Genomic DNA, 24,334 nt, shown 5'->3' with positions numbered 1-24,334 from the left:
TTTATTGGACGCTTAGAGGCATATGGTGGTATGCCTGCCCATTTCCACCGGCGCGCGGCCGCTCAGCGCCGAGCGCGCCAGTAGCACCAGTTGCTGCATCTTGCTGGTGCTCGCATCCCAATATTCCGCCGTTTGAATTTTGACCCGTAGCATCGTCGGATGCGGGCTGTCCCGCACCAGGTAGGCCAGTCCGGTCAGCGACAGGTAGATCTGTTGCTCAGGGTTGGCAAAACTGACATTCACGTCCGGATGCTGCCGCACATCCTCCACAAACGGCGCCTCGTCCGACACCAGGAACCACAGATTGCCCTCATTGTCGATCCGCTGCGCGGCCAGCGGGCGGCTGCTGGGCACATAATCATCGCCCAGCGTGGTGAACATGCCAAAACGCACGTCCTTGATCCTGGCGGCGATGGCGTTGATCTGGTCCTGCGAATACAGCGGCATGATGGTCCTCCATGATAAAGCGGGTGATGACGCCACCTTAGCCCGGTCTGCGCGCACGCACTGTGCGCAACTTTACATACGAGATACACAACATGGATTGACTCTTCAAATGATAATCATTATCATTTATGTTTTTCGTCGAAGGAAAACTTGTGAGCGCATCCACCGCCAACCCTGCCCGCAATGCCAGCCGCGCTGTGTGGCTGCGGCATTTGCATCAGTGGCATTGGGTCAGCTCGGCGATGTGCCTGCTCTGCATGTTTTTGTTCGCGATCACCGGCATCACGCTGAACCACGCCTCGCAGATCGAGGCCAAACCCCAGATTGTGCGCAAGCAGGCCCAGGTGCCGCAGGCGCTGGCCGCGCAGTTGCGCAGCTACGCTGAGCAGCATGATGGCGACAAGCAGCCGCTGCCGGCTGCGGCCGAGCAATGGCTGGCAGACACTTTCCACGTCCAGCCCGGCGGCCGCAACGCCGAATGGGCGCCCGATGAAGTCTATCTGCCGATGCCCAAGGCCGGCGGCGACGCCTGGGTGCGCATCGGCCTGGAAGACGGCGCGGCCGAATTCGAGAATACCGATCGCGGCTGGATCTCCTGGCTGAACGATGTGCACAAGGGCCGTAATACCGGCCCGGCCTGGAACTGGTTCATCGACATCTTTGCCGTGCTGTGCCTGGTGTTCTGCATCACCGGCCTGCTGATCCTCAAATTCCACGCGACCAATCGCCCGTCCACCTGGCCGATGGTGGGGCTGGGTGTGCTGATTCCCGTAGTAATTGCACTGCTGTTTATCCATTAATCTCACGACAGGTACTCCATGAAATTACGCTACTCCATCGCGCTCACTCTGCCACTTGCCAGTGCCTCGGCCATGGCTGCCGATCTGGCCCTCAAACTCGACGTGCCGCAGTTGAACGTGGCTGAATACCATCGTCCTTACATCGCCGCCTGGCTGGAAAATGGCGATCAGCAAGTGGTTGCCAACCTGGCCGTGCTGTACGACACCAAGAAGAAGGACAATGCCGGCACCAAGTGGCTGAAGGACATGCGCACCTGGTGGCGCAAGAGCGGTCGCGAACTGAGCATGCCGATGGATGGCGTTTCCGGTGCCACCAAGGCCCCTGGCGAACTGACCCTGAACATCCCGAAAGGCGCGCTGGACAAGCTGCCGGCTGGCCAGTACACCGTGTTTGTGGAAGCCGCGCGCGAAGCCGGTGGCCGTGAAGTGGTCAAGGTGCCGCTGCAGTGGCCGCCAAAATCGGCACAGAACGTGACCGGTCAGGGCAAGGAAGAGCTGGGCGCCGTTGTTGTACAAGTCAAACCATAAGGCAGAGGGCGGAGACATGAAACTGAATAAATCATTGATCGCGCTGGCGCTGGCTGGCTTGTCGGTAGTATCGCTGAGCGCGCAGGCGCACAAACCTTATCTGCTGCCGTCGACCACCGAAGTGGAACCGGCGCGTGACGGTTCGGCCTGGGTGACCTTTGACGCCGCCGTGGCCGAGAACCTGTTCACCATCGACTTCTCGCTGAAGCTGGATGGCCTGGTCATCACCGCGCCGGACGGCAGCGCGCTGCAACCGCAGAACGTCAACAACGGCAAGCTGCGCAGCACCTTCGACCTGAACCTGCCGAAGCCGGGTACCTATAAAGTCGCGCTGGTCAGCTCCAGCCTGATGGGTAGCTACAAGGACAAGGAAGGCAATATGAAGCGTTTCCGCGCCACCGAGGAAACGCTGGCCAAGGAAGTGCCGGCCGATGCCACCGACGTCAAAACCTCGCGTCAGGACAGCCGCCTGGAAACCTTCGTTTCCACCGGCAAGACCGACATGAACGTGTTCAAGCCGACCGGTGTTGGCCTGGAACTGGTGCCGGCCACCAATCCGACTGAACTGCACAGCGGCGACAAGGTCACCTGGCGCTTCCTGCTGGACGGCAAACCGGCCGCCAATCTGGGCGTCAGCCTGTTCCAGGGCGGCGTCAAGTTCCGCGGCACGCTGGGCGAGATCCGTCAGACCACCAACGACAAGGGCGAGCTGACGCTGACCCTGCCAGCCGCAGGCCAGTACATGGTCAGCACCAGCTGGCCGGAAGTTAAACGCGTCGAAGGCCAACCGCCGCCAATGGTGCCGCGCCGCGTGACCTACTCGGCCGTGGTCGAGATCCAGCCGGAATAAGGCGACGATGCGTCGGGTACTCCTGCCTCACGATATTTCGGACGACCCGGCGCCAGAGGGCGGCGTGATCCACGACTATGCGGGCCGCAGCATGGGCACCAGCTGGTCGGTGCGGCTGGTGGCCGCGCCCGAGTTGGCCACCACCGCCGCCCTCGATCATCTGCAACATGGGCTGCAGCAGCAGCTCGATCACATCGTGGCCGAAATGAGCCACTGGGAAGCCGAATCCGACCTGGGCCGCTTCAACCGCGCCGCGCCGGACAGCTGGCAAGTGCTGCCACCGGCGTTCTTCGATGTGCTGTCGTACGCCATGAGCGTGGCGCGCGACTCCGGCGGGGTGTATGATCCCTGCGCCGGCGCGCTGGTCAACCTGTGGGGCTTTGGGCCCTGGGGACGGTTTGACCAGCCCGATTTTGTGCCGCCTTCCAATGACGAAATCAGCTTCGCCCGCGCCCAATTGGCGGCGCGGCCGGTGCAATTGCAGCGCGACGGCCGCCGCGCCCTGCAGCCGGGCGGCGTGCAGCTGGATCTGTCGGCGGTGGCCAAGGGCTACAGCGTCGACCGGCTGTCCTACTATCTGAAAACACAAGGCTTTGCGCACCACCTGGTCGAGGTGGGTGGCGAGCTGCGCGGCGCCGGCGTCAAGCCGGACGGGCAGCCGTGGTGGGTGATGCTGGAGCAGGTTACCGACGCCGCCGCCGATGCCGCCGTGCCGGATGAACTGGTACTGGCGCTGCATGGCCTGGCGGTCGCCACTTCCGGCGACTATCGCCGCTATTTTGAAATGGATGGCAAGCGTTACTCGCACACCATCGACCCGCGCAGCGGCATGCCGATCTCCAACGACCTGGCCTCGGTCACCGTGGTGCATGCGCAATGCATGGCGGCCGACGCCTGGTCCACCGCGCTGACCGTACTGGGCAGCCGCGACGGCCTGCATCTGGCCGAGCTGCAAGGGCTGGCCGCGCGCTTCGTCGTGCGCCAGCCGAACGGCGGCTTCACCGAATACCTGAGTTCCCATTTACGCAGCATGTTAGACGAATGATCTGGACCAACGACCCGACCCGACTGATGGCGGTGGCAGGCATGGGCGCGGCATACGCGCTGGTGTGCCTGGCGCCGATCCTGCGCGTGCGGCGAAAACGCCTGGCCGCCGAGCGCGCCAAGGCGGAAGCGGCGGCCTCGCCCGGCTGGATCATCGCCCACGCCAGCCAGACCGGCAACGCCGAAGAACTGGCGCAACAAACGCTGGCCACGTTGAAGCTGGCCGGCATCCCGGCGCGGCTGGCCGAACTGTCCGAACTGACCGAGCAAGACTTGCAAAGCGCCGAGCGCATTCTGTTCCTGGTCAGCACCTATGGCGAAGGCGACGCGCCCGATGCCGCCGCCGCCTTTTCCGGCCGGCTGATGACCAGCACGCTGGCGCTGCCGCAGCTGCACTACGCCGTGCTGGCGCTGGGCGACAAATCCTACGCCCAGTATTGCGGCTTCGGCCGCGCGCTGGACCAATGGCTGCAAGCGCAGGGCGCGCAAAGCCTGTTCCCTCGGGTCGAGGTGGACCGCAGTTCGGCCGCAGCGATCGCCCAGTGGCGCCAGCAACTGAGCCATCTGGCCGGCACCAGCGACGCGCCGGACTGGAGCGCGCCAGCCTTCGACGAATGGCGTCTGAGCGAGCGCGTGCAACTGAATGCCGGCAGTGCTGGCGCACCGGTATATCACCTCGAACTGGAGCCGGCCAGCGGCACGCTGCCGGACTGGCAATCGGGCGATCTGGTGCAAGTGGCCGCACCGGCCGACCCATCGCGCGCCCGCGAATACTCGATCGCCTCGATCCCGGCCGATGGCCGCGTCCACCTGCTGGTGCGGCTGCACACGCATGGAGACGGCAGCCACGGCGTCGCCTCTGGCTGGCTGACGCAGCAAGCCGCGCTGGGCCAGAGCGTGCAACTGCGCTTGCGCGCGCACAAACGCTTCCGCCTGGAAGGCAACGCCGAACGGCCGCTGATCCTGATCGGCAACGGCAGCGGCATCGCCGGCCTGCGCGGCCATCTGAAAGCGCGCGCGCTGGCGGGGCAGGGGCGCAATTGGCTGCTGTTCGGCGAGCGCAACGCCGCCCACGACTACCACTACCGCGCCGAGCTGGACGGCTGGCAGCGTGACGGCCTGCTGGAAAAACTGGACATGGTGTTCTCACGCGACCAGGCCGAACGGCGCTACGTACAAGACCGCCTGACCGAACAAGCATCGACGCTACGTGAATGGATCGCCGCCGGCGCCGCCATCTACATCTGCGGCAGCCTGGAAGGCATGGCCGCCGGCGTCGACGCCGCGCTCGAACTCGCCTTAGGCCGCACCCAACTCGACGACCTGGCCGCCACCGGCCGCTACCGCCGCGACGTCTACTAAAACTCCGGGGTCAGGTCCATCATTTCTACACGAGCTCAACCGCAACGCGGTTGAGCTCGTGTAGAAATGATGGACCTGACCCCGGGTTGTAAAAAAGGAGCCTTGAGGCTCCTTTGGTTTTTTTACTCTGCTCCGGCTTGTTCGAGGCCGCGGGCGAGGCTGCTGATGCTGGGGTTGTCGATGAAGACGCAGCGCTTGCCGTTGCGCTTGCAGTAGTCTTTGACCCGCCAGTAGGCGCTGTGGCTGATGCAGCCGGTCTGGCAGATCACCAGGTCGGCGGCGGCCAGGCTGGCTTCGAGGCGGTTGGCGTTGTCTTCCAGGCCGCCATCGTGGTGGGCGAATTGCGCGCCTTCGCGTTCGATCAGTTCGCGGTAGCTGGCGACGTTGCCGTTGCGGCCGCCAACGCACAGTACGGCGCGGTCGCTCAGGCGCAGCGGCATTTTCATGACGTGTTCGACCACTTGGCGTGCCTGCTCCTGGACCGGTGCCGGCGCGGCCGGCACTTCGGCGGCGCGCGCCAGTTCCAGCCGCAGTTCGGCGATCTGGTTGCGCATCGCGCGTTCGCGTTCTTCCATCTGGCCCAGCCGTTCGGCCAGCTTGGCCCGCGTTTCCAGGCCGGGAATCGATTCGCGCAGTTGTTCCAGTTCGACTTTCAGCGAGTCGATCATGCTGTCCTTGCCGACTACTTGCGCGCGCAGCTGCATCAGTTGGGCGCCGTGCTTTTCGGCGTCGCTGGCTTTTTCGGCCATCAGTACGGTGGCGCGCTGTTGCGCTTTGTTGAGGTCGTGCGCCAGGCGTTTGTTGTCTTCCAGCGTGGCGTTGAACTTGCTGATGTCGGCCCGCACGCAGGCACCGGCCTGGTGCTGCACCATGTGCAGGTCGCGGCACATCTGCTCTTCCAGCTCGGAGCTGCAGCGCGGATGCGTCAACCCGGCCCAGAAGGCGCCGGCGACGTCGCCAGCCGCCACGGCGGCACGCCACAGCTCGGCCACTTGGGCGCTGGTCTTGGCGTTGCGGAAGCGCAGCAGCACCGGTGCGTAGCGGCGTTCCAGTTCTTTTTGCAGCGCTTCGGACAGGCGGTTGCGGGTCGCGCATTCGGTGACGGCGCCGACGTGTACTTCATAGTCGTCGGCCACTACTTTGCCGTTGGTGACTTTGTCGACCAGCTTGCGCAGCACGCCCAGCGGGAAGCCGACGCCGACCAGCGGGCAGTGGCAGGCATGGCCCAGTTCCCACAGCCGGCGGCGGCGCGAGGCTTGTTGCTCGGGCTCTTTGGCCAGGACGTTGTGGACGTTGCTGATCACCGGTTTGATGACTTGCTGCGTGCTGACCTGTTCGGCAGGACGCGCGGTCCCTACCGGGCCGGCCACCTGCGGCATGGCAGCGGCGATGATGGCTGCCAGTGGATCGTGTTTCTCGCACATATTGCGTGACTCCCCCTTCAGGCGACCGAGGGCGCGGTGCGCGCGCGGGCCATGATGCGGCTCAGGAAGTTGGTCTTTTCCTGTTCGTGCATATTGCGCTCGACTTCGCCGGCCCACTGTTCCGACAGCTGGGCGCAGGTGGCGCTCAGCACCGGCGCCAGGTCCGGCAGACTGGCCAGCGCTTTCAGATGGCGCTCGATCACCGAGGCCAGCTTGACGCAACCGCCAGCGTCATCGCTGCCGGCGGTGTAGTGCGACATCAGATGCAGCACGGCGGACAGCATCAGTTCGGGATTGTGGCCGCCATGCGATGGGGCGAGGAAAATCGGGTTGCTATGTTCGATGGCCATCAGACGCTCCTGGGTCGGAAAAGAGAGTGTGGCTGGCGGTGTGGCTGGCTACTCAAGGGGGAGAGTGGGGCGCGGCGGCGCCCCTTTAACGCACAGTTAAACGGTATGAATTACGCGGTACGAATTACGCGGTCAGAATCAGTTTGTTCAGTTGGGTGATGCGCAGCCGGTAGGTGCGGCCCGCATGCTCGATTTCCAGCTCGCGGCCGCCTTCCATCAGGCTGGCGCTGCTGATGCGCTTGATTGGCTTCACGGCTTGCACGGCGGCGGACACTGGGTGGGCGGCGACAACAGGGGGCATGGCAGGGGTGGTCGTGATCATCTTCGCTTCTCCTTAAATAAGAATGATTCGTATTTGCATTCATTATTGTAGAAGCCGCGCCGGAATGCAAGCCTTTTTCAGTTATAAGGACATTAAAAAAATGGCCCGGTCTTGCGACCGGGCCCAAGGCTGGGTAATACGGGAGGTAATACTGAAGTGCTGCAAGTGCTACAAAGCCGCCAGCAATTGGCCGGACGGTTCGGGGGCGCCGCCCTTGCCACGGGCGGCGGGCTTGCCGCGGGTGCGCGATGGCGGCAGGCGGCGCAAGGTTTTCAACGCTTCCGGATCTTTGATGCCGATGGTGCGCTGGTCGACGCTGATCAGGCCGATTTCGTTGAAGGCCGACAGCGTGCGGCTGACGGTTTCCAGCGTCAGGCCGAGGTAGCTGCCGATTTCGTGGCGCGTCATGCGCAGGTTGAACAGCTTGCTGGAGTAACCCATCTGCGCGAAGCGGTCGGCCAGTGCCACTAGGAAGCGCGCCACCCGCGCCTCGGCGCTGAGCGCGCCCAGCATGCCGATCATCGCCTGCTCGCGCACCAACTCGCGGCTCATGACGCCGTACATCATGTTTTCCAGCTCCAGGTGGACCCGGCCCAGCGCGGTCAGCTTCTTGAACGGCAGCAGGATCAGATCGCAGTCCGACAGCGCCACCGCTTCCGACGAGTAATGGCGGGTGTGGATGCCGTCCACGCCCAGCATGTCGCCCTTCATCGGGAAGCTCAGCACCTGCTCGTTGCCGTATTCGTCGATCAGCACGGTTTTCAAAAAGCCGGAATTGACGATGTACAGCGTGTCGAACGGCTGGCCGATGGTGTGGATGCGCTGCCCGGTCTTGAACTGCACGTGCTGGAACAGCAGTTCTTCGTTGGCCATCGAGCTGGCGGCCGGGATGTGCAGGATGTCGCAGACTTCCTTCAGGTTCGACCAGAGCCGCCCCTGCCGCTGGCGGCCGGCTTCCATCGACGACGCTTGCAGTGCCGTCGCGGCCGGGCGAATTTCAGACGTTTGCGTAGACAGCATGGTATCTCTCCTGTGGGCATGGGGTGCTGCACGGTATGGTTTCAGTATGCCAACACAGGGGAGAGATAGATATCAGCAATGGCTGAATATGAAGGTAGGAGCCCGGCTAACATTTGTAGGACTTGTCCTACTCCCGAGCTCGCTACTCAGGTCTTGAATGGGGATGACAGCCGATGGGCGACCGCATATTGCACCATTTCCGACAACGAGCTCATGCCCATCTTTTGCATGATGCGGGTCTTGTGGGTGCTGACGGTTTTCACGCTCAGGTGCAGGCTGTTGGCGATTTCGGTGATCGAGCGCCCCGCCACCAGCAGCGAGAACACCTCGAACTCGCGGTCCGACAGCTGTTTATGCAGCAGCGATTCGTGCGGCATCATGATGTTCAGCGCCAGTTGCTCGGCCACCTCGGTGGAGATGTAGGGCCGGCCCGATGCCACCTTGCGGATCGCGCCCACCAGCTGGGTGCCGGCGCTTTCCTTGGTCAGATAGCCCTGGGCGCCGGCGCGGATGGCGCGCACCGCGTACTGTTCCTCCTCGTGCATGGTGAGGATCAGGATCGCCAGCTTGGGCGCCTCGGCCTTGATCTGGCGGATCAGGTCGACGCCGCTGCGGCCGGGCATGGACAAGTCCAGCAGCAGCAGGTCGAAGCCGCCCTGGCGCACGTGGCCCAGGACTTCGAAGCCGTCGACGGCCTCGCCCACGATGTCGATGTCCGGCGCGCCGTCGAGAATGCGCTTGAGCCCCTCGCGCATGATGGTGTGGTCGTCTGCGATGACGATGCGGATCATGTAGCAACCGTTTGAAAGTGATTAAAGGAAATTATAATTATGATTGCATTAATCTTAATGAATCCTACACCAAAACGGCGCGCCCCGCTGTTTATTTGCTGCCCGGCTCCTTGATCAGGCGGTGCACCAGCACCGGGATTTTGGAGTGTTGCAACACCTTGTTGGTCACGCTGCCCAGCAGCAGCTGGCCCCAGCCGCTGCGGCCATGCGAGCCCATGAAGATCAGGTCGCAGCCGTGCTGTTGTGCCACGTCGACGATCTTCAGCGCCGCGCTCTCGTGGAACGCGGTCAACGCCTCGCAGCGCACGTTGCGCCTGGCGCAGGAGGCCAGCACGTCCTGGGTGTGTTCCTGGCCGGCGCGCTGCATGGCGGCGCGGTACTCGTCCTCGCTGGGATAGCTGGGCGGGATGATTTCGACGTAAATCGGGTACTGGTACTCCGGCGCCACGAACAGCGCCAGCACTTCAGCGCCCAGCTGTTCGGCAAATTGCACCCCGGCGCACGCGGTCTTGCTGGAAACGGCCGAGCCGTCGGTGGTGATCAGGATTTTGCGGTACATGGTAGACCTCCGTTCTGATACAACACACTACTTCATTGTAGTCCCGATTTACATTATTGATACTATGGAAAGACTTGATGTTTATCAAATAAAACCGTTTTTTCCTGTGGCGACGGGTGTGGGCTTTTATGCTTATCACAGCATTTTTTTGCACTAAAGCACTACTTTTGTGTCATACAACGTGCTCCGCCGATCTATCCGATGTTAGTATGTCCAAATACAGCAGTTTAGGCAGCAAATTTATCAATATGGAGAAGCAGGAATTATGACTAACGCCGCTGACGATTTCGACGCCTTATTTGAAGAAGTGTCCGCTCAGAGCAAGACCGCGGCGCCCGCTCCAGCGCCCGCGCCTGCCCCGGCCGCTGGCGCCGAGGACGATCTGGAAAGCCTGTTCGAGGAAGTGGCCGCGGCCCGACCGCCGGATGCGGCGGCGACGGCACCCGCGCCAGCTCCGGCCGCTGCCGCCGAAGCCGATGGCGAAGCCGGCGACGGCAAGGATGTGATGTTTGAACGCCTCGGCGGCATCGTGCGTCTGCTGCACGACTCGCTGCGCGAACTGGGCTACGACAAGGCGCTGACCGAGGCCGCGACCCAGATCAGCGACGCCCAGGACCGCCTGGAATACGTGGCCTCGCTGACCGAGCAGGCCGCCAACAAGGTGCTGAACACGCTGGACGAGGGCATGCCGCAACAGGACGTGCTGTCGAAGCAATCGAAAGACATGGAAACCCGCTGGGCCGACCTGTTCGCCGGCAAGCTGAGCCTGGAACAGTTCAAGCAACTGGCCGGCGACTCGCAGCAATTCGCGGCGGCCGTCTCTGCCGCCACCGAGGCTGAAAAAGCCCGCCTGCTGGAAATCATGATGGCCCAGGACTTCCAGGACATCACCGGCCAGCTGATCAAGAAAGTGGTGCACATCACCAAGACCGTCGAGCAGGAACTGGCGCAGCTGTTGAAAGACAACGCGCCGCCTAGCGTCAAGGAGAAAATTGCACAAAAAGAAGTGTCTCTGATGCAAGGCCCATCGGCTCCGACCGTGGCGCTGAGCCAGGATAGTGTTGACGACCTTCTTGCCGATCTGGGGTTCTAATGGACGATATGCTGAGAGATTTCGTCGTTGAGGCGATGGATCTTGCGGTCAACGTGGAAGAGCATCTGCTGCGGCTCGAACGTGACCCGGACAATAAAGAAACGCTGAATGCGGTGTTCCGCTCGTTCCACACCATCAAGGGCGGGGCCGGTTTCATGGGCCTGCCGGCGATGGTGACGGCGTGCCACCTGACGGAAAATTTGTTTGACGCGCTGCGCACCGGCGCCGCGCCGGTGACCCCGCTGTCGATCGAGGCGGCGCTGCAAGCGTCCGGCTTCGTCGCCGATCAGCTGGCCGAACTGAATGACGGTGCCGAGCCGGGCAGCCTGTCGGCGTTGCCGGAAAGCCTGGAGTCGCTGCTGAATGACGCGATCGCCGGCAAGACCGACTCCGGCGCCAAGCCTGCCGCCGCCGCGCCCGCTCCTGCGCCGGCTGCCGCCGCGCCAGCGCCGGCTCCAGCCCCCGCCGTGGCCGCCGCAGCGGTCGCCACCGTCTCGGCCGATGGCCTGGACTGGGAAGGCATGTACGAAGCCGTGATGCCGGCCGGTAGCTACACCCGTTCCGCGCCGCCGCCAGCGGCCGCCCCGGTGGCTGCCGCAGCGGCGCCAGTCCCAGCATCGGCCCCAGTCGCGCCGAGCTCGGCCGAGATCGCCGCCGTGGCCGCCGAAGTCAAGGTAGCGCCGGGCGCGCGCCGCGAAGTCGCCGAGAAAAAGGAAGAGCGTCCGCAAAACGGGCCGGCCAAGGAAGAATCGATCCGGATCGACGCCGTCAAGCTGGACGCGCTGCTGGAAGTGGCCGGCGAATCGGTGCAGGCCGCCAACCAGGCCGCCGTGCTGCTGGAACGCCTGATGCAGTTCAAGTTCGAAGGCCAGGCGCAGACGCTGATGTCGACGCTGGCTGAAACGCTGGAACGCGCCTCGCGCTATTCCACCGAACTGCAACGCGCCACGCTGGCCACCCGCATGCAGCCGGTCGGCCGTCTGTTCCAGAAATTCCCGCGCCTGGTGCGCGAGCTGGCCAAGGATCTGGGCAAGGAAGTCGATCTGAACATCGAGGGTGCGGAAACCGAAGTTGACCGCGTGGTGGTCGATTCGCTGTATGATCCTTTAGTTCACATGTTGCGCAACGCGCTGGACCACGGCGTCGAGACGCCGGAAGAACGCGCCGCCGCCGGCAAGCCGATCCGCTCCTACATCCAGCTCAAGGCATGGCAGGAAGCAAATAGCGTTATGATTGTGCTGCAGGACGACGGCAAGGGCATGGACCCGGTCAAGCTGCGCCAGAAGGCCTTGCAGAAGGGGCTGATTTCGGAATCGACCCCGCTGACGCCCGACGATTGCTTCCAGCTGGTATTCTTGCCGGGTTTCTCGACCAAGGAAGTGGCGTCCAGCGTGTCCGGCCGCGGCGTCGGCATGGACGTGGTGAAGACCGCCGTGGAGAAAAACCGCGGCGCGATCCACATCGAATCCGAGCTGGGCAAGGGCACCAAGTTCGCCATCCGTCTGCCGATCGAGTTGTCGATCGTGCCGACCATGCTGGTCTCGACCTCGGGCGCCGCGCTGGCGCTGCCGATGGCCGTGGTACAGCGCGTGGTCGAGCTGCCGGAAGTGTTCATGGAAGTGGGCGGCGCCCCGGTCCTCAAAGATCAGGGCCGGCCACTGCCGGTGCGCTCGCTGGCCGATTCGCTGGGTTATGAGAGCTGCCGCGAGAAGGTGGGTATTGTTGTCTCCGCACCACAGCCATACATTCTGGCGGTGGAAGCCGTGGACGGCACGGCCGACCTGGTGATTAAACCGATGACCGCGATTACCGTCGAGGGCATTACCGGCACGGCGCGTTCCGCAGAGGGCGAGCTGGTGCTAGTGGTGGGTCTATCGTTCCTAATGGACGGTTGTCGAGGAAGTGTACGCATGGCGGCTTAGTCTCAAGACTAAGCGCAAAGGATCAAAAGCCTGCGTTCACACGCAGGCTTTTTTATTTTGGGGTCATACCACGTAGAGCGGTATGCAGAAGGCGTCGGGCTCAAGAGGCCGGACCGCGGTGGCTGCTATTGCATTGCACAATATGGCATAATCAAGTAGGACAAATGTAGCAGTAGCAAAAAAGACATCATGAAGACGCTTTACGACAAACTCTGGGAATCCCACGTCGTCAACACCGAGGAAGACGGCACTACCATCCTCTATATTGACCGCCACCTGGTTCACGAAGTGACCAGCCCGCAAGCATTTGACGGCCTGCGCGCCGCCAACCGCCAGCCATGGCGTCTGTCGGCCAATCTGGCCGTGGCCGACCACAATGTGCCAACCACCTCGCGCGCCGAAGGCATTGCCGATCCGGTGTCGCGACTGCAGGTCGAAACCCTGGACAAGAACGCCAAGTCCTACGGCCTGACCTACTTCAATATGAACGACAAGCGCCAGGGCATCGTGCACGTGATCGGCCCGGAGCAGGGCGCGACCCTGCCGGGCATGACCGTGGTATGCGGCGACTCGCACACCTCGACCCACGGCGCCTTCGGCGCGCTGGCGCACGGCATCGGCACCTCGGAAGTGGAGCATGTGCTGGCGACCCAGACCCTGCTGCAGAAGAAGTCGAAAGCCATGCTGGTGGAAGTCAACGGCGTGCTGCCGGCCGGCGTCACCGCCAAAGATATCGTGCTGGCCATCATCGGCAAGATCGGCACCGCCGGCGGCACCGGTTACTGTATGGAGTTCGGCGGCTCGGCGATCCGCGCGCTGTCGATGGAAGGCCGCATGACCGTCTGTAACATGGCGATCGAAGCGGGCGCGCGCGCCGGCATCATCGGCGTCGATGACACCACCATCAACTACGTCAAAGGCCGTCCATTCTCGCCGGCCGGCCCGCACTGGGATCTGGCAGTCGCCTACTGGCGCACGCTGCACACCGACCCGGGCGCCAGGTTCGACCTGGTGGTGACCCTGAACGCCGCCGAGATCAAGCCGCAGGTCACCTGGGGCACTTCGCCCGAAATGGTGCTGCCGGTCGACGGCCGGGTGCCGGATCCGGATCACGAAAAGGACAGCGTCAAGCGCAGCGCGATGGAAAAGGCGCTGGTCTATATGGACCTGAAGCCGAATACCGCGATCGAAGACATCCGCATCGACAAGGTGTTCATCGGTTCCTGCACCAACTCGCGCATTGAAGACTTGCGCGCCGCCGCCGCCGTGGTACGCGGCAAGCACCGCGCTTCCAACGTCAAGCTGGCGCTGGTGGTACCGGGCTCGGGTCTGGTGAAAGAACAGGCTGAGCGCGAAGGTCTGGACCGCATCTTCAAGGATGCCGGTTTCGAATGGCGCGAACCGGGCTGCTCGATGTGCCTGGCGATGAACGCCGACCGTCTGGAACCGGGCGAACGCTGCGCGTCGACCTCGAACCGCAATTTCGAAGGCCGTCAGGGCCAGGGCGGCCGCACCCATCTGGTGTCGCCGGCCATGGCCGCCGCCGCCGGTATCGCCGGTCACTTCGTCGATGTGCGCGCACTGCACTGATAGCTCAACAGAATATCGATCATGGAAAAATTTACCATTTATGAAGGGCTGGTCGCGCCGCTGGATCGCGCCAATGTCGACACCGACGCCATCATCCCCAAGCAGTTCCTGAAGTCCATCCACCGCACCGGCTTCGGTCCCAACCTGTTTGACGAGTGGCGCTATCTCGACCACGGCGAACCGGGCATGGACAACAGCAAGCGTCCGATCAATCCGGACTTCGTGCTGAACGAGCCGCGCTATCAGGGTGCCTCGATCCTGCTGACCCGCAAGAACTTCGGTTGCGGCTCGTCGCGCGAGCACGCGCCGTGGGCGCTGGACCAGTACGGCTTCCGCGCCGTGGTCGCGCCGTCGTTTGCCGACATCTTCTTCAACAATTGTTTCAAGAGCGGCTTGCTGCCGATCGTTTTAACTGAAGCGCAGATTGATCATCTGTTCAACGAAGTCAAGGCCTTCCCCGGATACAAACTGGTGGTCGACCTTGAGCAGCAGCGCATTTCCACCAGCAATGGCAGCGTCTCCTACCCATTCGAGATCGACGCCTTCCGCAAATACTGCCTGATGAACGGGCTCGACGATATCGGCCTGACGCTGCGTCACGCCGACACTATCCGTGGTTTCGAAGAGCGCCATCTGGCAAACCAACCCTGGTTGGCTAACGTCATCTAAAGAACGAAAACATGAAAATCGCAATCCTCCCGGGCGACGGCATCGGTCCGGAAATCGTCACGCAGGCAGTCAAGGTACTGAATGCGCTGGGCGAAAAATTTGAAATGGAAACCGCGCCGGTCGGCGGCGCCGGTTACGAAGCCAGCGGCCACCCGCTGCCGGAAGCCACGCTGAAGCTGGCCAAGGACGCCGACGCGGTGCTGTTCGGCGCCGTCGGCGACTGGAAGTACGACACCCTGGACCGCCCGCTGCGTCCGGAACAGGCGATTCTGGGCCTGCGCAAAAACCTGGGCCTGTTCGGCAATCTGCGTCCGGCCATTCTGTACCCTGAGCTGGCCGGCGCCTCGACGCTGAAGCCGGAAGTGGTGTCCGGCCTGGACATCCTGATCGTGCGTGAACTGACCGGCGACATTTACTTCGGCCAGCCGCGCGGTGTGCGCGAATGCCCGGACGGTCCGTTCAAAGGTCAGCGCGAAGGCTTCGATACCATGCGCTACGCCGAAGGTGAAATCCGCCGCATCGCCCACGTGGCGTTCCAGGCCGCGCAAAAGCGCGACAAGCGCCTGACCTCGGTCGACAAGGCCAATGTGCTGGAAACCTTCCAGTTCTGGAAAGACATCGTCACCGACGTGCATAAAGAGTATCCGGACGTGGCGCTGGACCACATGTATGTCGACAACGCCGCGATGCAACTGGTGCGCGCGCCGAAGAAGTTCGACGTCATCGTCACCGGCAATATGTTTGGCGACATCCTCAGCGACGCCGCCGCCATGCTGACCGGTTCGATCGGCATGCTGCCATCGGCCTCGCTGGACGCCAACAACAAGGGCCTGTACGAGCCATCGCACGGTTCCGCGCCTGACATCGCCGGCAAGGGCATCGCCAATCCGCTGGCGACCATCCTGTCGGCCGCCATGATGCTGCGCTACTCGCTGAATAAAGTGGAGCAGGCCGACCGCATCGAAGCCGCTGTCAAGAAAGTGCTGGCCCAGGGCCTGCGCACCGGCGACATCTACGAAGAGGGCACCACCAAGGTGGGCACCGAAGAGATGGGCAACGCCGTGGTCAAGGCACTCGCGTAACGAATAAATAGACAAGGAAGAGCAAAATGAAACTAGTAGGTCTGGTAGGCTGGCGCGGCATGGTGGGTTCGGTCCTGATGCAGCGCATGCAGGAAGAGGGCGATTTCGCCCACATCGAGCCGGTATTCTTCACCACCTCCAACCCTGGCGGCAACGCGCCGGCCATGGCAAAGAATGAAACCAAGCTGAAGAGCGCCACCGACATCGACGAACTGAAAAAGTGCGAGATCATCATCTCGTGCCAGGGCGGCGACTACACCACCGAAGTGTTCCCGAAACTGCGCGCGGCCGGCTGGAACGGCTACTGGATCGACGCCGCGTCGACGCTGCGCATGGACAAGGATGCCGTGATCGTGCTGGACCCGGTCAATATGCACGTCATCAAGGACGCGCTGTCGAAAGGCGTGAAGAACTTCATCGGCGGTAACTGCACCGTATCGTGCATGCTGATCGGCCTGGGCGGCCTGTTCCAGCAAGGTCTGGTCGAGTGGATGACCTCGATGACCTATCAGGCGGCGTCCGGCGGCGGCGCGCAGCACATGCGCGAACTGCTGACCCAGTTCGGCACCATCAACGGCGCGGTCAAGCCGCTGCTGGACGATCCAGCCTCGGCCATCCTGGAAATCGACCGCCAGGTGCTGGCCACCCAGCACGGCCTGTCGGCTGACGAGACCAAGCAATTCGGCGTGCCGCTGGCCGGCAACCTGATCCCTTGGATCGACAAGGACCTGGGCAACGGCCAATCGAAGGAAGAGTGGAAAGCCGGCGCCGAGACCAACAAGATCCTCGGCCTGGGTGCCGACTTCGGCTCGAAGGCGATTCCAGTGGACGGCCTGTGCGTGCGTATCGGCGCCATGCGCTGCCACTCGCAGGCACTGACCATCAAGCTGACCAAGGACGTGCCGCTGGACGAAATCACCGACATCCTGGCCTCGGCCAACCAGTGGGCCAAAGTGGTGCCGAACACCCGCGAGGCATCGATGAAGGATCTGTCGCCAGCCGCCGTGACCGGTGGCCTGACGATTCCGGTCGGCCGTCTGCGCAAGCTGAGCATGGGCCCGGATTACCTGTCGGCCTTCACCGTCGGCGACCAGCTGCTGTGGGGCGCGGCCGAACCGCTGCGCCGCATGCTGCGCATCGTGCTGGACCAGTAATTTGTGCTTGAGCCGGGTTGCGGCTCAATTGTTACAAGAGAAGGGGTTTTTCCTATGTGTTCTCATAGGGAAATCCCCTTTTTTACGTTTACAGTGGTGCAAAGCTTGCACGCTGTGGTGCATGATGTTATGTTGGTATATCTGGGAAAGTAACATTTTCCATCTGACAACCATAAAAAACGCCTCACTATGCCTGTACAAAATCGCCCCCGCATTGTCTCGATTGCGTTGAAAACTCTCACCAGCGCAGTGGCCAGCGCGGTGCTAGTGGCCGCCACGGCCAATGCGGCCGGGCTAGGCAAGTTGACGGTGTTGTCCTCGCTGGGCCAGCCGCTGCGCGCCGAGATCGAGCTGACCTCTGTCTCCGCCGACGAGGCCGGTGCGCTGGTGGCCAAGCTGGCGCCGGCCGAGGCCTTCCGCGCCGCCAACATCGATTTCAACCCGGCGCTGATGTCGCTGCGCTTTGAGGTGGAGCCGCGCAACGGCAAGCAGGTCATCAAGGTCTCGTCCAGCCAGGCCATCAACGAACCCTTCGTTGACATGCTGCTGGAGCTGAACTGGAACGGCGGCCGCATGGTGCGTGAATACACCTTCCTGCTGGATCCGCCGGATCTGCGCGCGACCCAGGCGCCGCAAGTCACCGCGCCGGTTGATCTCGGCAACCGTCTGCCGGCGCAAGCGCCAGCGGCGGCACCGCAGCAGCAGGCCGCCGCCAATGTGGCGCCGGCAGCAGCGGCCGTTCCAGCTGCGCCAGCCGCGCGGCCGCCAGCGCCGGCCGTGCCGGTCAAGCAGGCCGGCAGCCAGTACACCGTCAAGGCTGGCGACAACCTGACCCGCATCGCCAACCAGGTCAAGCCGACCGACGTGTCGCTGGACCTGATGCTGGTAGCGCTGTACCGCGCCAATCCGGAAGCCTTCGCCGGCAACAATATGAACCGCCTGAAATCGGGCCAGATCCTGGCGGTGCCGGATTCGGACGCGATCCGCGCCGTTGGCAGCGACGGCGATGCCCGTGGCGTGGTGGTCGCGCATGCGGCCGACTTCAACGCCTACCGCGCCAAGCTGGCCGGTCAGGTGGCCGCTGCCGCCCCGGCCAAGGAAGCGGACGCCTCGCAGAATGTGTCGGGCAAGATCACCGCCAAGGTTGAAGAGAAGCCTAACGCCACCAATACCGCCAAGGACAAGCTGACGCTGTCCAAGGCCACCACCGCCGCGCCGCAGCAGGGCAAGACCGGCCAGGCAGTGGAAGAGGACAAGCTGGCCAAGCAGAAGCAGGTTGAGGAAGCCGCAGCCCGCGTCAAGGAGCTGGAAAAGAACGTCAACGATCTGGAAAAGCTGATGGCCTTGAAGAGCAAGTCCGGCGCCGAAGCCAAGGCATCGGTCCCGGACTTGACGGCGGCGGCGGGGGCCTCCGCATCGGCATCCGTTCCGGCCGAGCCCAAGCCTAAACGCACGCTGGTGTTGCCACCGAAGCGGCTGGCCGAGCCTAGCCTGTTCGAAACCCTGATGGACAACATCACCTACGTCGGCATTGCCGGCGCGGCGGTGCTGGCCGGCGCGCTGGGCATTGTCGCCTCGCGCCGCCGCAAAAAGTTCGTGGTGCCGCAAGAGGAAGTGTCGATCCTGGGCGATACCGCGCTCCCGCCGGCGCAGCCGCTGATCGCCGATGCCGGCGGTCAGAGCATCGACACCAACAACAGCGTGTTCAACTCGAACTTTGCGCCATCGGCCAGCCAGCTGGACACCAACGAGGTCGATCCGGTGGCGGAAGCCGATGTCTACATCGCCTACGGCCGCGACGCTCAGGCGGAAGAGATTTTGAAAGAAGCGCTGCGCACCCATCCGGAACGTCACGCGGTGCGCCTGAAGCTGCTGGAAATCTACGCCACCCGCAAGGATCTGCGCGCGTTTGAAACCCAGGCGTCGGAGCTGTACGCGCTGACGCGCGGCCAGGGCGCCGAGTGGGAACACGCCGCTGCGCTGGGCAAAGCGCTGGATCCGGCCAATCCGCTGTACAGCGCGGGCCATGATGGTGGCCTGGCCGCGCCGGCAGCGCTGGCCGCTGGTGCCGCCGCAGCCGCCGTGGCGGCCACGCCCGACTTCGGCAGCGATTTCGGCGCCACCTACACGCCGGCCGAAGCCGAAGCCGCACCCGCCGCGCTGGATCTGGACCTGAGCCAGGATGCCGCGCCAGCACCTGCGCCCGCGTCGACCGTGGACCCGCTGGACTTCGGCGCCGAGCTGGACGCCGGCCTGCCGCCGGCCGCCGACGCTTCGGTGTCGCCAGCCTCGGTCGCGGCCGAAGCCGACAACCTGATGGACTTCGACCTGAGCGGACTGAACTTCGAGCCGGTGTCGACGACGGCCCCGGCGGCTGAGGCGCCAGCCCCGGCGCCGGTCGACGATCTCAGCATGGACTTTGGCCTCGACCTGCCGACCGCGCCAGCACCCGCACCAGCTCCGGCCGCCGACGCGCCAGCGCCGTTGGACGACCTTAGTCTCGACTTCGACCTGGAACCGCCAGCCGCCCCGGCCCCAGCCGCGGAAGCGCCGGCGCCGACGCTGCCATCGGCCGACACCGATCCGCTGGATCTGGACCTGGACGGCTTCGACATTCCGGAAGTGCCGGCCCTGGCCGAGCCGCCGAAAGCCGCCGCGCCGCTGGACTTCGACACCAGCTTCGACCTGCCGGGCGAGATTGAAACCATCACCCCGGCGCCGGCCCCGGCCGCGCCGGAGTTCGACCTGTCCAGCATCGACCTGGACCTGGATCACGCGCTGGATGGCGGCAGCGCCACCGCCACGGAAACCGCCCCGGTCAGCGCGCCTACCCAGGCCAGCAACGAACCACTGTCGGCCCACCACATGGAAATGGACACCAAGCTGGACCTGGCCGTGGCCTACCAGGAAATCGGCGACAAGGAAGGCGCGCGCGAGCTGCTGGACGAGGTGCTGCGCGGCGGCAGCGACGAGCAGGTCGCCAAGGCCAACGCCATGAAGGCCCAGCTGGGATAAGCAGGCGTCCGTTATATAATGGCTGACTCAGACATTATGTAGATAGGGCAGTAGTGAAACGGATCGCAATCGGGCTCCAGTACGACGGCCAAGCCTGGCACGGCTACCAGAAACAAGTGCACGGCCTCACTGTGCAGGACCAGCTGGAGCAGGCGCTGCTGGCGTTCGCCACGGTGCCGCTGGCCACCACCTGCGCCGGCCGCACCGACGCCGGCGTCCATGCGTCCGAGCAGGTGGTGCATTTCGATACCGATCTGGATCGCTTGCCGCACGCCTGGGTGCGCGGCCTCAACGCCTTTCTGCCACCGTCGATCGGCGTGCGCTGGGCCAAGGTGCTGGAAGGCGATCCGCAAGCGGAGAATTTCTTCCACGCCCGTTTCAGCGCGCAGGCGCGCACTTACCACTACGTGCTGTACAACCACAAGGTGCGCTCGCCGTTGTTGAATGGCCGTGCCGGCTTCTACCATCATGCGCTGGACGTCGAGCGCATGCAAGAGGCCGCGCGGGCGCTGATCGGCACCCACGATTTCAGCACCTTCCGCGCCGCCTACTGCCAGGCCAAGACGCCGGTCAAGCTGATGCATGACATCCAGATTCGCCGCCAGGGTGACCTGATCATCTTCACGCTGAAGGCCAACGCTTTCCTGCACCATATGGTGCGCAATCTGGTTGGCTCGCTGGTCTACATCGGCCAGGGCCGCGAAGACGTCGGCTGGATGGCCGAGCTGCTGGCCGCCAAAAACCGCAAGTTGGCGGCGCCCACCTTCATGCCGGACGGCCTGTACCTGGCCAAAATCGACTACGATGAAAAATGGGCGCTGCCGCTGGAGAGCAGCAGCCAGCTGCCCTGGTTTTAAAGGATCAACATGACGCGCACCCGTATCAAAATCTGCGGCCTGACCCGTGAAGAAGACGTGCAGGCCGTGGTGGCCGCCGGCGCCGATGCGATCGGTTTCGTGTTCTATCCAAAAAGCCCGCGCTACGTGACGCCAGCGCGTGCCGCTGAATTGCTGCGGGTGGTGCCGCCGTTCGTCACCACCGTCGGCCTGTTCGTCAACGCCACGCCGGACGAAGTGGCGGCCGCAGTGCGGGTGGCGCCGCTGTCGTTATTGCAACTGCATGGCGATGAAACGGTGGCGCAGGCCGCCGCCATCGGCACCGCGGCGGGACGGCAGTACATGCAAGTGTTCCGCGTCAAACCTGACACCACGCCGGACGAGCTGTTAAAATACGAGCAGCTATGCCGCGCCGCCAGTCCCTTGTTCACCAGCCTGTTGCTGGACACATATGTGGATGCCTACGGTGGCGCAGGGAAGGGTTTTGATTGGTCTCTCATTCCAAAAGAGCTCGCGCCTCGGGTCGTTTTGAGTGGTGGCTTGAGCGTACACAACGCGACTGACGCGGTGGTAGGTGTTCGTCCCTACGCCGTCGACATCAGCTCTGGTGTCGAAGCGGCCAAGGGAATCAAGGATGCCCGCAAGATTGCCGATTTTGTCACGGCGGTGCGGGCCGGAGATACCCAATTCGAAAGCACATCCCATCATGAAACCCCTGTTTCACGCCCAGGACTATCAACTTCCTGATGCCAAAGGTCACTTTGGCCCGTACGGCGGCAGCTTTGTCGCTGAAACCCTGACCTACGCGCTGGCCGAGCTCAACGAAGCCTACGCCAAGTACAGCAAAGATCCGGAATTCCTCGAAGAGTTCCGTTACGAGCTCAAGCACTTTGTCGGCCGGCCGTCGCCGATCTATCACGCCAAGCGCTGGTCGCAGCAGGCTGGTGGCGCGCAGATTTACTTCAAGCGCGAAGACCTGAACCATACCGGCGCGCACAAGATCAACAACGTGATCGGCCAGGCCTTGCTGGCCAAGCGCATGGGCAAGCCGCGCATCATCGCCGAGACCGGCGCTGGTCAGCACGGCGTGGCCACCGCCACCATCTGTGCGCGCTTTGGCCTGGAGTGCGTGGTGTACATGGGCAGCGAAGACGTCAAGCGCCAGGCGCAGAACGTCTACCGCATGAAGCTGCTGGGCGCGACGGTGGTGCCGGTCGAGTCCGGTTCCAAGACGCTGAAGGATGCGCTCAACGAGGCGATGCGTGACTGGGTCACCAATATTGAAAACACTTTCTACATCATCGGCACCGTGGCCGGTCCGCACCCGTATCCGATGCTGGTGCGCGACTTCCAGTCGGTGATCGGCGAGGAATGCCTGGTGCAGATGCCGGAAATGACCGGCCGTCAGCCGGATTATGTGCTGGCCTGTATCGGCGGCGGTTCGAATGCGATGGGTATCTTCTACCCCTACATCGACCAGAAAGACGTCAAGCTGATCGGCGTGGAAGCGGCCGGCGAGGGGCTGGACGGCGACAAGCACGCGGCCTCGCTGACCAAGGGCTATCCGGGCGTGTTGCATGGCAACCGCACCTATCTGCTGCAGGATGAGAATGGCCAGATCATCGAGACGCACTCGGTGTCGGCTGGGCTGGACTATCCGGGCGTCGGTCCGGAGCACGCCTATCTGAAGGATAGTGGCCGTGCCGAGTACGTGTCGATTACCGATGAGGAGGCGCTGCAGGCGTTCCACGATTGCTGCCATATCGAGGGCATCATTCCGGCGCTGGAATCGTCGCACGCCTTGGCCTACGCGGCCAAGCTGGCAGCCACGCTGCCGAAGGATAAGATTGTATTGGCCAACCTGTCGGGCCGTGGTGACAAGGACATGCATACGGTCGCAGAGCGTATGGGTCTGAACTTCAACTAAGGAAACCGACATGTCCAAAATCGCAGCAACCTTCAGCGCCTTGAAGGCGCAAAACAAGACCGCGCTCGTCACCTTTATCACCGCCGGCGATCCCGGCCCTGACCAGACCGTGCCGCTGATGCACGCGCTGGTGGCCGGTGGCGCCGACATCATCGAGCTGGGCGTGCCGTTTTCCGATCCGATGGCTGAAGGCCCGGTGATTCAGCGCGCCTGTGAGCGCGCGCTGGCGCATGGCGTCGGCATCAAGGATGTGTTCGGCTATGTGGCCGAGTTCCGCAAGACCAACCAGACCACGCCGGTGGTGCTGATGGGCTATGCCAATCCGATCGAGCGCATCGGTCCCGCCGCGTTTATCGAGCAATCGGTGGCGGTGGGCGCGGATGGCGCGATCGTGGTCGACTATCCGCCGGAAGAGTGTGAAGAGTTTGCCGCCGCCATGCGCGCGGCCGAGCTCGACCTGATCTTCCTGTTGGCGCCGACCTCGACCGAGCAGCGCATCGAGCAGGTGGCCAAGGTGGGTGGCGGCTTCAGCTACTACGTCTCGCTGAAAGGCGTGACCGGGGCTGGCAATATCGACACCGTGGATGTGGCGAACCGTCTGAAAGCCATTCGCAAGCATGTGAAGTTGCCGGTCGGCGTAGGTTTCGGCATCCGCGACGGCGCCACCGCGCGCGCCGTGGCCGAAGTGGCCGATGCCGTCGTGATCGGCAGCCGCATCATCCAGGAAATTGAAACCGCCGGCAAAGACGGCGCAGTCGCCGCCGTACAAGCCTTCACCACCTCCATCCGCACCGCCCTCGACGCCTGACGTCACGCAAATCCCGACTGCTCACCTTGATACATAGTCAAGTACTCGCTATGTTGAAAGGGAGCGGTCGTGCGCTTCACCTGGGATTCCCGCAAAGCCAAAGCCAACCTGCGCGCCCACGGCGTGAGTTTCGACGAGGCATCTACCGCATTCGATGATCCGCATGGAAAGCTGAAATTTGACCTTGCTCACTCGGACGACGAGGAGCGATTCGTTCAGCTTGGACGCAGTAACAAAGGTAGGTTGCTGTTGGTATGCCACTGCTATCGGGGTGAGGCGGTCCGAATCATTTCTGCGCGCAAGGCCCTGCCGATCGACGAGATGGACTATTTCGAAAGGTGATAGAGATGCGTAAAGACGAGCACCACAACAAATGGATGCCGAGTCCGTACTTTGAGCAACTGAGTGAGGAAATAACATTCAGGCTTGATTTTCGGTCTATCGAATATTTTGAGGAGCAGGGCAGGCTATATGGTTTGCCAGCGCAGGATATGATTGCCATGTACCTGCGCCATATGGCTGGATCTGGCTATAAAGCCAATCTTGGTATTATGACTCTGAAGGAGCGAGAGGAGTTGAAGGCGCGGCTGGAGCAAGAGGGCATGCTGCCTCGGAAGACGTAGTGTTTTCCCTCTAAACACGCGTCAATTTCATGACGGACGGTCAAAATTATTGTAAGGGAATGTTCGACAGGGTGGCGAGAAACGGCTACACTTCGGCCCACGAGTTAGCTGCAAGGAG

At 63.1% G+C, this 24,334-nt stretch carries 25 protein-coding genes; 18 read left to right on the top strand and 7 right to left on the bottom strand.

Features of this window, described 5'->3' with window-relative positions; all coding sequences use genetic code 11:
* Positions 1-12: 12 nt before the first annotated feature.
* Positions 13-447 carry a pyridoxamine 5'-phosphate oxidase family protein gene (locus tag GJ699_RS05240; protein WP_154373776.1) on the bottom strand — a complete coding sequence of 145 codons (435 nt, stop codon included), beginning with the start codon at positions 445-447 and terminating at the stop codon, positions 13-15.
* A gap of 152 nt (positions 448-599) precedes the next feature.
* Between GJ699_RS05240 and GJ699_RS05235 the strand changes: the two genes are divergently transcribed.
* Genes GJ699_RS05235 through GJ699_RS05215 form a run of 5 tightly spaced genes read left to right on the top strand, consistent with a single transcriptional unit; the run spans position 600 to position 5,031 of the window.
* Positions 600-1,247, top strand: a complete 648-nt coding sequence (locus tag GJ699_RS05235; RefSeq protein WP_371867462.1) for a PepSY-associated TM helix domain-containing protein — start codon at positions 600-602, stop codon at positions 1,245-1,247.
* A gap of 18 nt (positions 1,248-1,265) precedes the next feature.
* Complete coding sequence (locus GJ699_RS05230; protein ID WP_154373773.1) at positions 1,266-1,775, top strand: DUF2271 domain-containing protein; 510 nt, start codon at positions 1,266-1,268, stop codon at positions 1,773-1,775.
* 16 nt (positions 1,776-1,791) lie between these two features.
* Positions 1,792-2,625 (top strand): DUF4198 domain-containing protein, encoded by an 834-nt coding sequence (locus tag GJ699_RS05225; protein ID WP_154373771.1) that lies wholly within the window; start codon positions 1,792-1,794, stop codon positions 2,623-2,625.
* Between the two features lie 7 nt (positions 2,626-2,632).
* The gene (locus tag GJ699_RS05220; RefSeq protein WP_154373769.1) at positions 2,633-3,670 is read left to right on the top strand and encodes an FAD:protein FMN transferase; all 1,038 of its coding nucleotides are present in this window, start codon (positions 2,633-2,635) and stop codon (positions 3,668-3,670) included.
* Entirely contained in the window at positions 3,667-5,031 is a 1,365-nt protein-coding gene (locus tag GJ699_RS05215; RefSeq protein ID WP_154373767.1) for a sulfite reductase subunit alpha, read from the top strand. The genes GJ699_RS05220 and GJ699_RS05215 overlap by 4 nt, the downstream gene beginning before the upstream one ends.
* A 122-nt stretch (positions 5,032-5,153) precedes the next feature.
* Here the strand turns inward: GJ699_RS05215 and GJ699_RS05210 are convergent, their stop codons facing one another.
* The 6 genes from GJ699_RS05210 to GJ699_RS05185 all read right to left on the bottom strand — a co-directional run bounded on the left by GJ699_RS05210 (position 5,154) and on the right by GJ699_RS05185 (position 9,497).
* Complete coding sequence (locus GJ699_RS05210; protein ID WP_154373764.1) at positions 5,154-6,455, bottom strand: DUF2325 domain-containing protein; 1,302 nt, start codon at positions 6,453-6,455, stop codon at positions 5,154-5,156.
* A gap of 17 nt (positions 6,456-6,472) precedes the next feature.
* The gene (locus tag GJ699_RS05205) at positions 6,473-6,805 is read right to left on the bottom strand and encodes a hypothetical protein (protein ID WP_154373762.1); all 333 of its coding nucleotides are present in this window, start codon (positions 6,803-6,805) and stop codon (positions 6,473-6,475) included.
* A gap of 124 nt (positions 6,806-6,929) precedes the next feature.
* Positions 6,930-7,127, bottom strand: a complete 198-nt coding sequence (gene hemP / locus GJ699_RS05200) for a hemin uptake protein HemP (protein WP_195763462.1) — start codon at positions 7,125-7,127, stop codon at positions 6,930-6,932.
* Positions 7,128-7,295: 168 nt separating this feature from the next.
* The gene (locus tag GJ699_RS05195) at positions 7,296-8,087 is read right to left on the bottom strand and encodes a Crp/Fnr family transcriptional regulator (protein WP_154374130.1); all 792 of its coding nucleotides are present in this window, start codon (positions 8,085-8,087) and stop codon (positions 7,296-7,298) included.
* A 206-nt stretch (positions 8,088-8,293) separates the two neighbouring features.
* Entirely contained in the window at positions 8,294-8,938 is a 645-nt protein-coding gene (locus GJ699_RS05190) for a response regulator (protein ID WP_154373760.1), read from the bottom strand.
* Positions 8,939-9,029: 91 nt separating this feature from the next.
* Entirely contained in the window at positions 9,030-9,497 is a 468-nt protein-coding gene (locus GJ699_RS05185; RefSeq protein WP_154373758.1) for a universal stress protein, read from the bottom strand.
* Between the two features lie 265 nt (positions 9,498-9,762).
* On the opposite strand from GJ699_RS05185, the gene GJ699_RS05180 reads away from it, so the two are divergent.
* The 13 genes from GJ699_RS05180 to GJ699_RS05120 all read left to right on the top strand — a co-directional run bounded on the left by GJ699_RS05180 (position 9,763) and on the right by GJ699_RS05120 (position 24,216).
* The gene (locus tag GJ699_RS05180) at positions 9,763-10,590 is read left to right on the top strand and encodes a protein phosphatase CheZ (protein WP_154373756.1); all 828 of its coding nucleotides are present in this window, start codon (positions 9,763-9,765) and stop codon (positions 10,588-10,590) included.
* Positions 10,590-12,512 carry a chemotaxis protein CheA gene (locus GJ699_RS05175; protein WP_154373754.1) on the top strand — a complete coding sequence of 641 codons (1,923 nt, stop codon included), beginning with the start codon at positions 10,590-10,592 and terminating at the stop codon, positions 12,510-12,512. The genes GJ699_RS05180 and GJ699_RS05175 overlap by 1 nt, the downstream gene beginning before the upstream one ends.
* 186 nt (positions 12,513-12,698) lie before the next feature.
* On the top strand, positions 12,699-14,102 hold the full coding sequence (gene leuC, locus GJ699_RS05170; protein WP_371867472.1) for a 3-isopropylmalate dehydratase large subunit: 1,404 nt from the start codon (positions 12,699-12,701) through the stop codon (positions 14,100-14,102).
* Positions 14,103-14,123: 21 nt separating this feature from the next.
* The gene (leuD, locus tag GJ699_RS05165; protein ID WP_154373750.1) at positions 14,124-14,771 is read left to right on the top strand and encodes a 3-isopropylmalate dehydratase small subunit; all 648 of its coding nucleotides are present in this window, start codon (positions 14,124-14,126) and stop codon (positions 14,769-14,771) included.
* Between the two features lie 11 nt (positions 14,772-14,782).
* Positions 14,783-15,853 (top strand): 3-isopropylmalate dehydrogenase, encoded by a 1,071-nt coding sequence (leuB, locus tag GJ699_RS05160; protein WP_154373748.1) that lies wholly within the window; start codon positions 14,783-14,785, stop codon positions 15,851-15,853.
* A 26-nt stretch (positions 15,854-15,879) separates the two neighbouring features.
* Positions 15,880-17,007 (top strand): aspartate-semialdehyde dehydrogenase, encoded by a 1,128-nt coding sequence (gene asd, locus GJ699_RS05155; RefSeq protein ID WP_154373746.1) that lies wholly within the window; start codon positions 15,880-15,882, stop codon positions 17,005-17,007.
* A gap of 228 nt (positions 17,008-17,235) precedes the next feature.
* Positions 17,236-20,022 carry a motility hub landmark protein FimV gene (locus GJ699_RS05150; RefSeq protein ID WP_229261948.1) on the top strand — a complete coding sequence of 929 codons (2,787 nt, stop codon included), beginning with the start codon at positions 17,236-17,238 and terminating at the stop codon, positions 20,020-20,022.
* Between the two features lie 53 nt (positions 20,023-20,075).
* Positions 20,076-20,879, top strand: a complete 804-nt coding sequence (gene truA, locus GJ699_RS05145) for a tRNA pseudouridine(38-40) synthase TruA (RefSeq protein ID WP_371867461.1) — start codon at positions 20,076-20,078, stop codon at positions 20,877-20,879.
* Between the two features lie 9 nt (positions 20,880-20,888).
* The gene (locus GJ699_RS05140; protein WP_154373742.1) at positions 20,889-21,605 is read left to right on the top strand and encodes a phosphoribosylanthranilate isomerase; all 717 of its coding nucleotides are present in this window, start codon (positions 20,889-20,891) and stop codon (positions 21,603-21,605) included.
* Positions 21,565-22,785, top strand: a complete 1,221-nt coding sequence (trpB, locus tag GJ699_RS05135) for a tryptophan synthase subunit beta (protein WP_154373740.1) — start codon at positions 21,565-21,567, stop codon at positions 22,783-22,785. The genes GJ699_RS05140 and trpB overlap by 41 nt, the downstream gene beginning before the upstream one ends.
* Before the next feature lie 10 nt (positions 22,786-22,795).
* Entirely contained in the window at positions 22,796-23,593 is a 798-nt protein-coding gene (gene trpA / locus GJ699_RS05130) for a tryptophan synthase subunit alpha (protein WP_154373738.1), read from the top strand.
* 69 nt (positions 23,594-23,662) lie between these two features.
* Positions 23,663-23,935: a BrnT family toxin gene (locus GJ699_RS05125; protein ID WP_371867460.1), complete on the top strand. Its 273-nt coding sequence runs from the start codon at positions 23,663-23,665 to the stop codon at positions 23,933-23,935.
* Between the two features lie 5 nt (positions 23,936-23,940).
* On the top strand, positions 23,941-24,216 hold the full coding sequence (locus tag GJ699_RS05120) for a hypothetical protein (protein ID WP_154373736.1): 276 nt from the start codon (positions 23,941-23,943) through the stop codon (positions 24,214-24,216).
* Positions 24,217-24,334 lie beyond the last annotated feature (118 nt).

Origin of the sequence: Duganella guangzhouensis (assembly GCF_009674535.1) — a bacterium.
In the GTDB taxonomy this organism is placed as follows: Bacteria; Pseudomonadota; Gammaproteobacteria; order Burkholderiales; family Burkholderiaceae_D; genus Rugamonas; species Rugamonas guangzhouensis.
This window is presented reverse-complemented; position numbering and strand designations above follow the sequence as displayed.

Excerpts from the sequence above, each read along its gene's own strand:
- GJ699_RS05175 (WP_154373754.1), top strand. The coding sequence starts at position 10,590 with ATGGACGATATGCTGAGAGATTTCGTCGTTGAGGCGATGGATCTTGCG.
- GJ699_RS05230 (WP_154373773.1), top strand. The coding sequence starts at position 1,266 with ATGAAATTACGCTACTCCATCGCGCTCACTCTGCCACTTGCCAGTGCC.
- GJ699_RS05225 (WP_154373771.1), top strand. The coding sequence starts at position 1,792 with ATGAAACTGAATAAATCATTGATCGCGCTGGCGCTGGCTGGCTTGTCG.
- GJ699_RS05185 (WP_154373758.1), bottom strand. The coding sequence starts at position 9,497 with ATGTACCGCAAAATCCTGATCACCACCGACGGCTCGGCCGTTTCCAGC.
- GJ699_RS05210 (WP_154373764.1), bottom strand. The coding sequence starts at position 6,455 with ATGTGCGAGAAACACGATCCACTGGCAGCCATCATCGCCGCTGCCATG.
- GJ699_RS05140 (WP_154373742.1), top strand. The coding sequence starts at position 20,889 with ATGACGCGCACCCGTATCAAAATCTGCGGCCTGACCCGTGAAGAAGAC.
- leuD (WP_154373750.1), top strand. The coding sequence starts at position 14,124 with ATGGAAAAATTTACCATTTATGAAGGGCTGGTCGCGCCGCTGGATCGC.
- GJ699_RS05215 (WP_154373767.1), top strand. The coding sequence starts at position 3,667 with ATGATCTGGACCAACGACCCGACCCGACTGATGGCGGTGGCAGGCATG.
- leuB (WP_154373748.1), top strand. The coding sequence starts at position 14,783 with ATGAAAATCGCAATCCTCCCGGGCGACGGCATCGGTCCGGAAATCGTC.
- GJ699_RS05205 (WP_154373762.1), bottom strand. The coding sequence starts at position 6,805 with ATGGCCATCGAACATAGCAACCCGATTTTCCTCGCCCCATCGCATGGC.
- GJ699_RS05240 (WP_154373776.1), bottom strand. The coding sequence starts at position 447 with ATGCCGCTGTATTCGCAGGACCAGATCAACGCCATCGCCGCCAGGATC.
- trpB (WP_154373740.1), top strand. The coding sequence starts at position 21,565 with ATGAAACCCCTGTTTCACGCCCAGGACTATCAACTTCCTGATGCCAAA.
- trpA (WP_154373738.1), top strand. The coding sequence starts at position 22,796 with ATGTCCAAAATCGCAGCAACCTTCAGCGCCTTGAAGGCGCAAAACAAG.
- GJ699_RS05190 (WP_154373760.1), bottom strand. The coding sequence starts at position 8,938 with ATGATCCGCATCGTCATCGCAGACGACCACACCATCATGCGCGAGGGG.
- GJ699_RS05195 (WP_154374130.1), bottom strand. The coding sequence starts at position 8,087 with ATGGAAGCCGGCCGCCAGCGGCAGGGGCGGCTCTGGTCGAACCTGAAG.
- GJ699_RS05220 (WP_154373769.1), top strand. The coding sequence starts at position 2,633 with ATGCGTCGGGTACTCCTGCCTCACGATATTTCGGACGACCCGGCGCCA.
- GJ699_RS05120 (WP_154373736.1), top strand. The coding sequence starts at position 23,941 with ATGCGTAAAGACGAGCACCACAACAAATGGATGCCGAGTCCGTACTTT.
- asd (WP_154373746.1), top strand. The coding sequence starts at position 15,880 with ATGAAACTAGTAGGTCTGGTAGGCTGGCGCGGCATGGTGGGTTCGGTC.
- hemP (WP_195763462.1), bottom strand. The coding sequence starts at position 7,127 with ATGATCACGACCACCCCTGCCATGCCCCCTGTTGTCGCCGCCCACCCA.
- GJ699_RS05180 (WP_154373756.1), top strand. The coding sequence starts at position 9,763 with ATGACTAACGCCGCTGACGATTTCGACGCCTTATTTGAAGAAGTGTCC.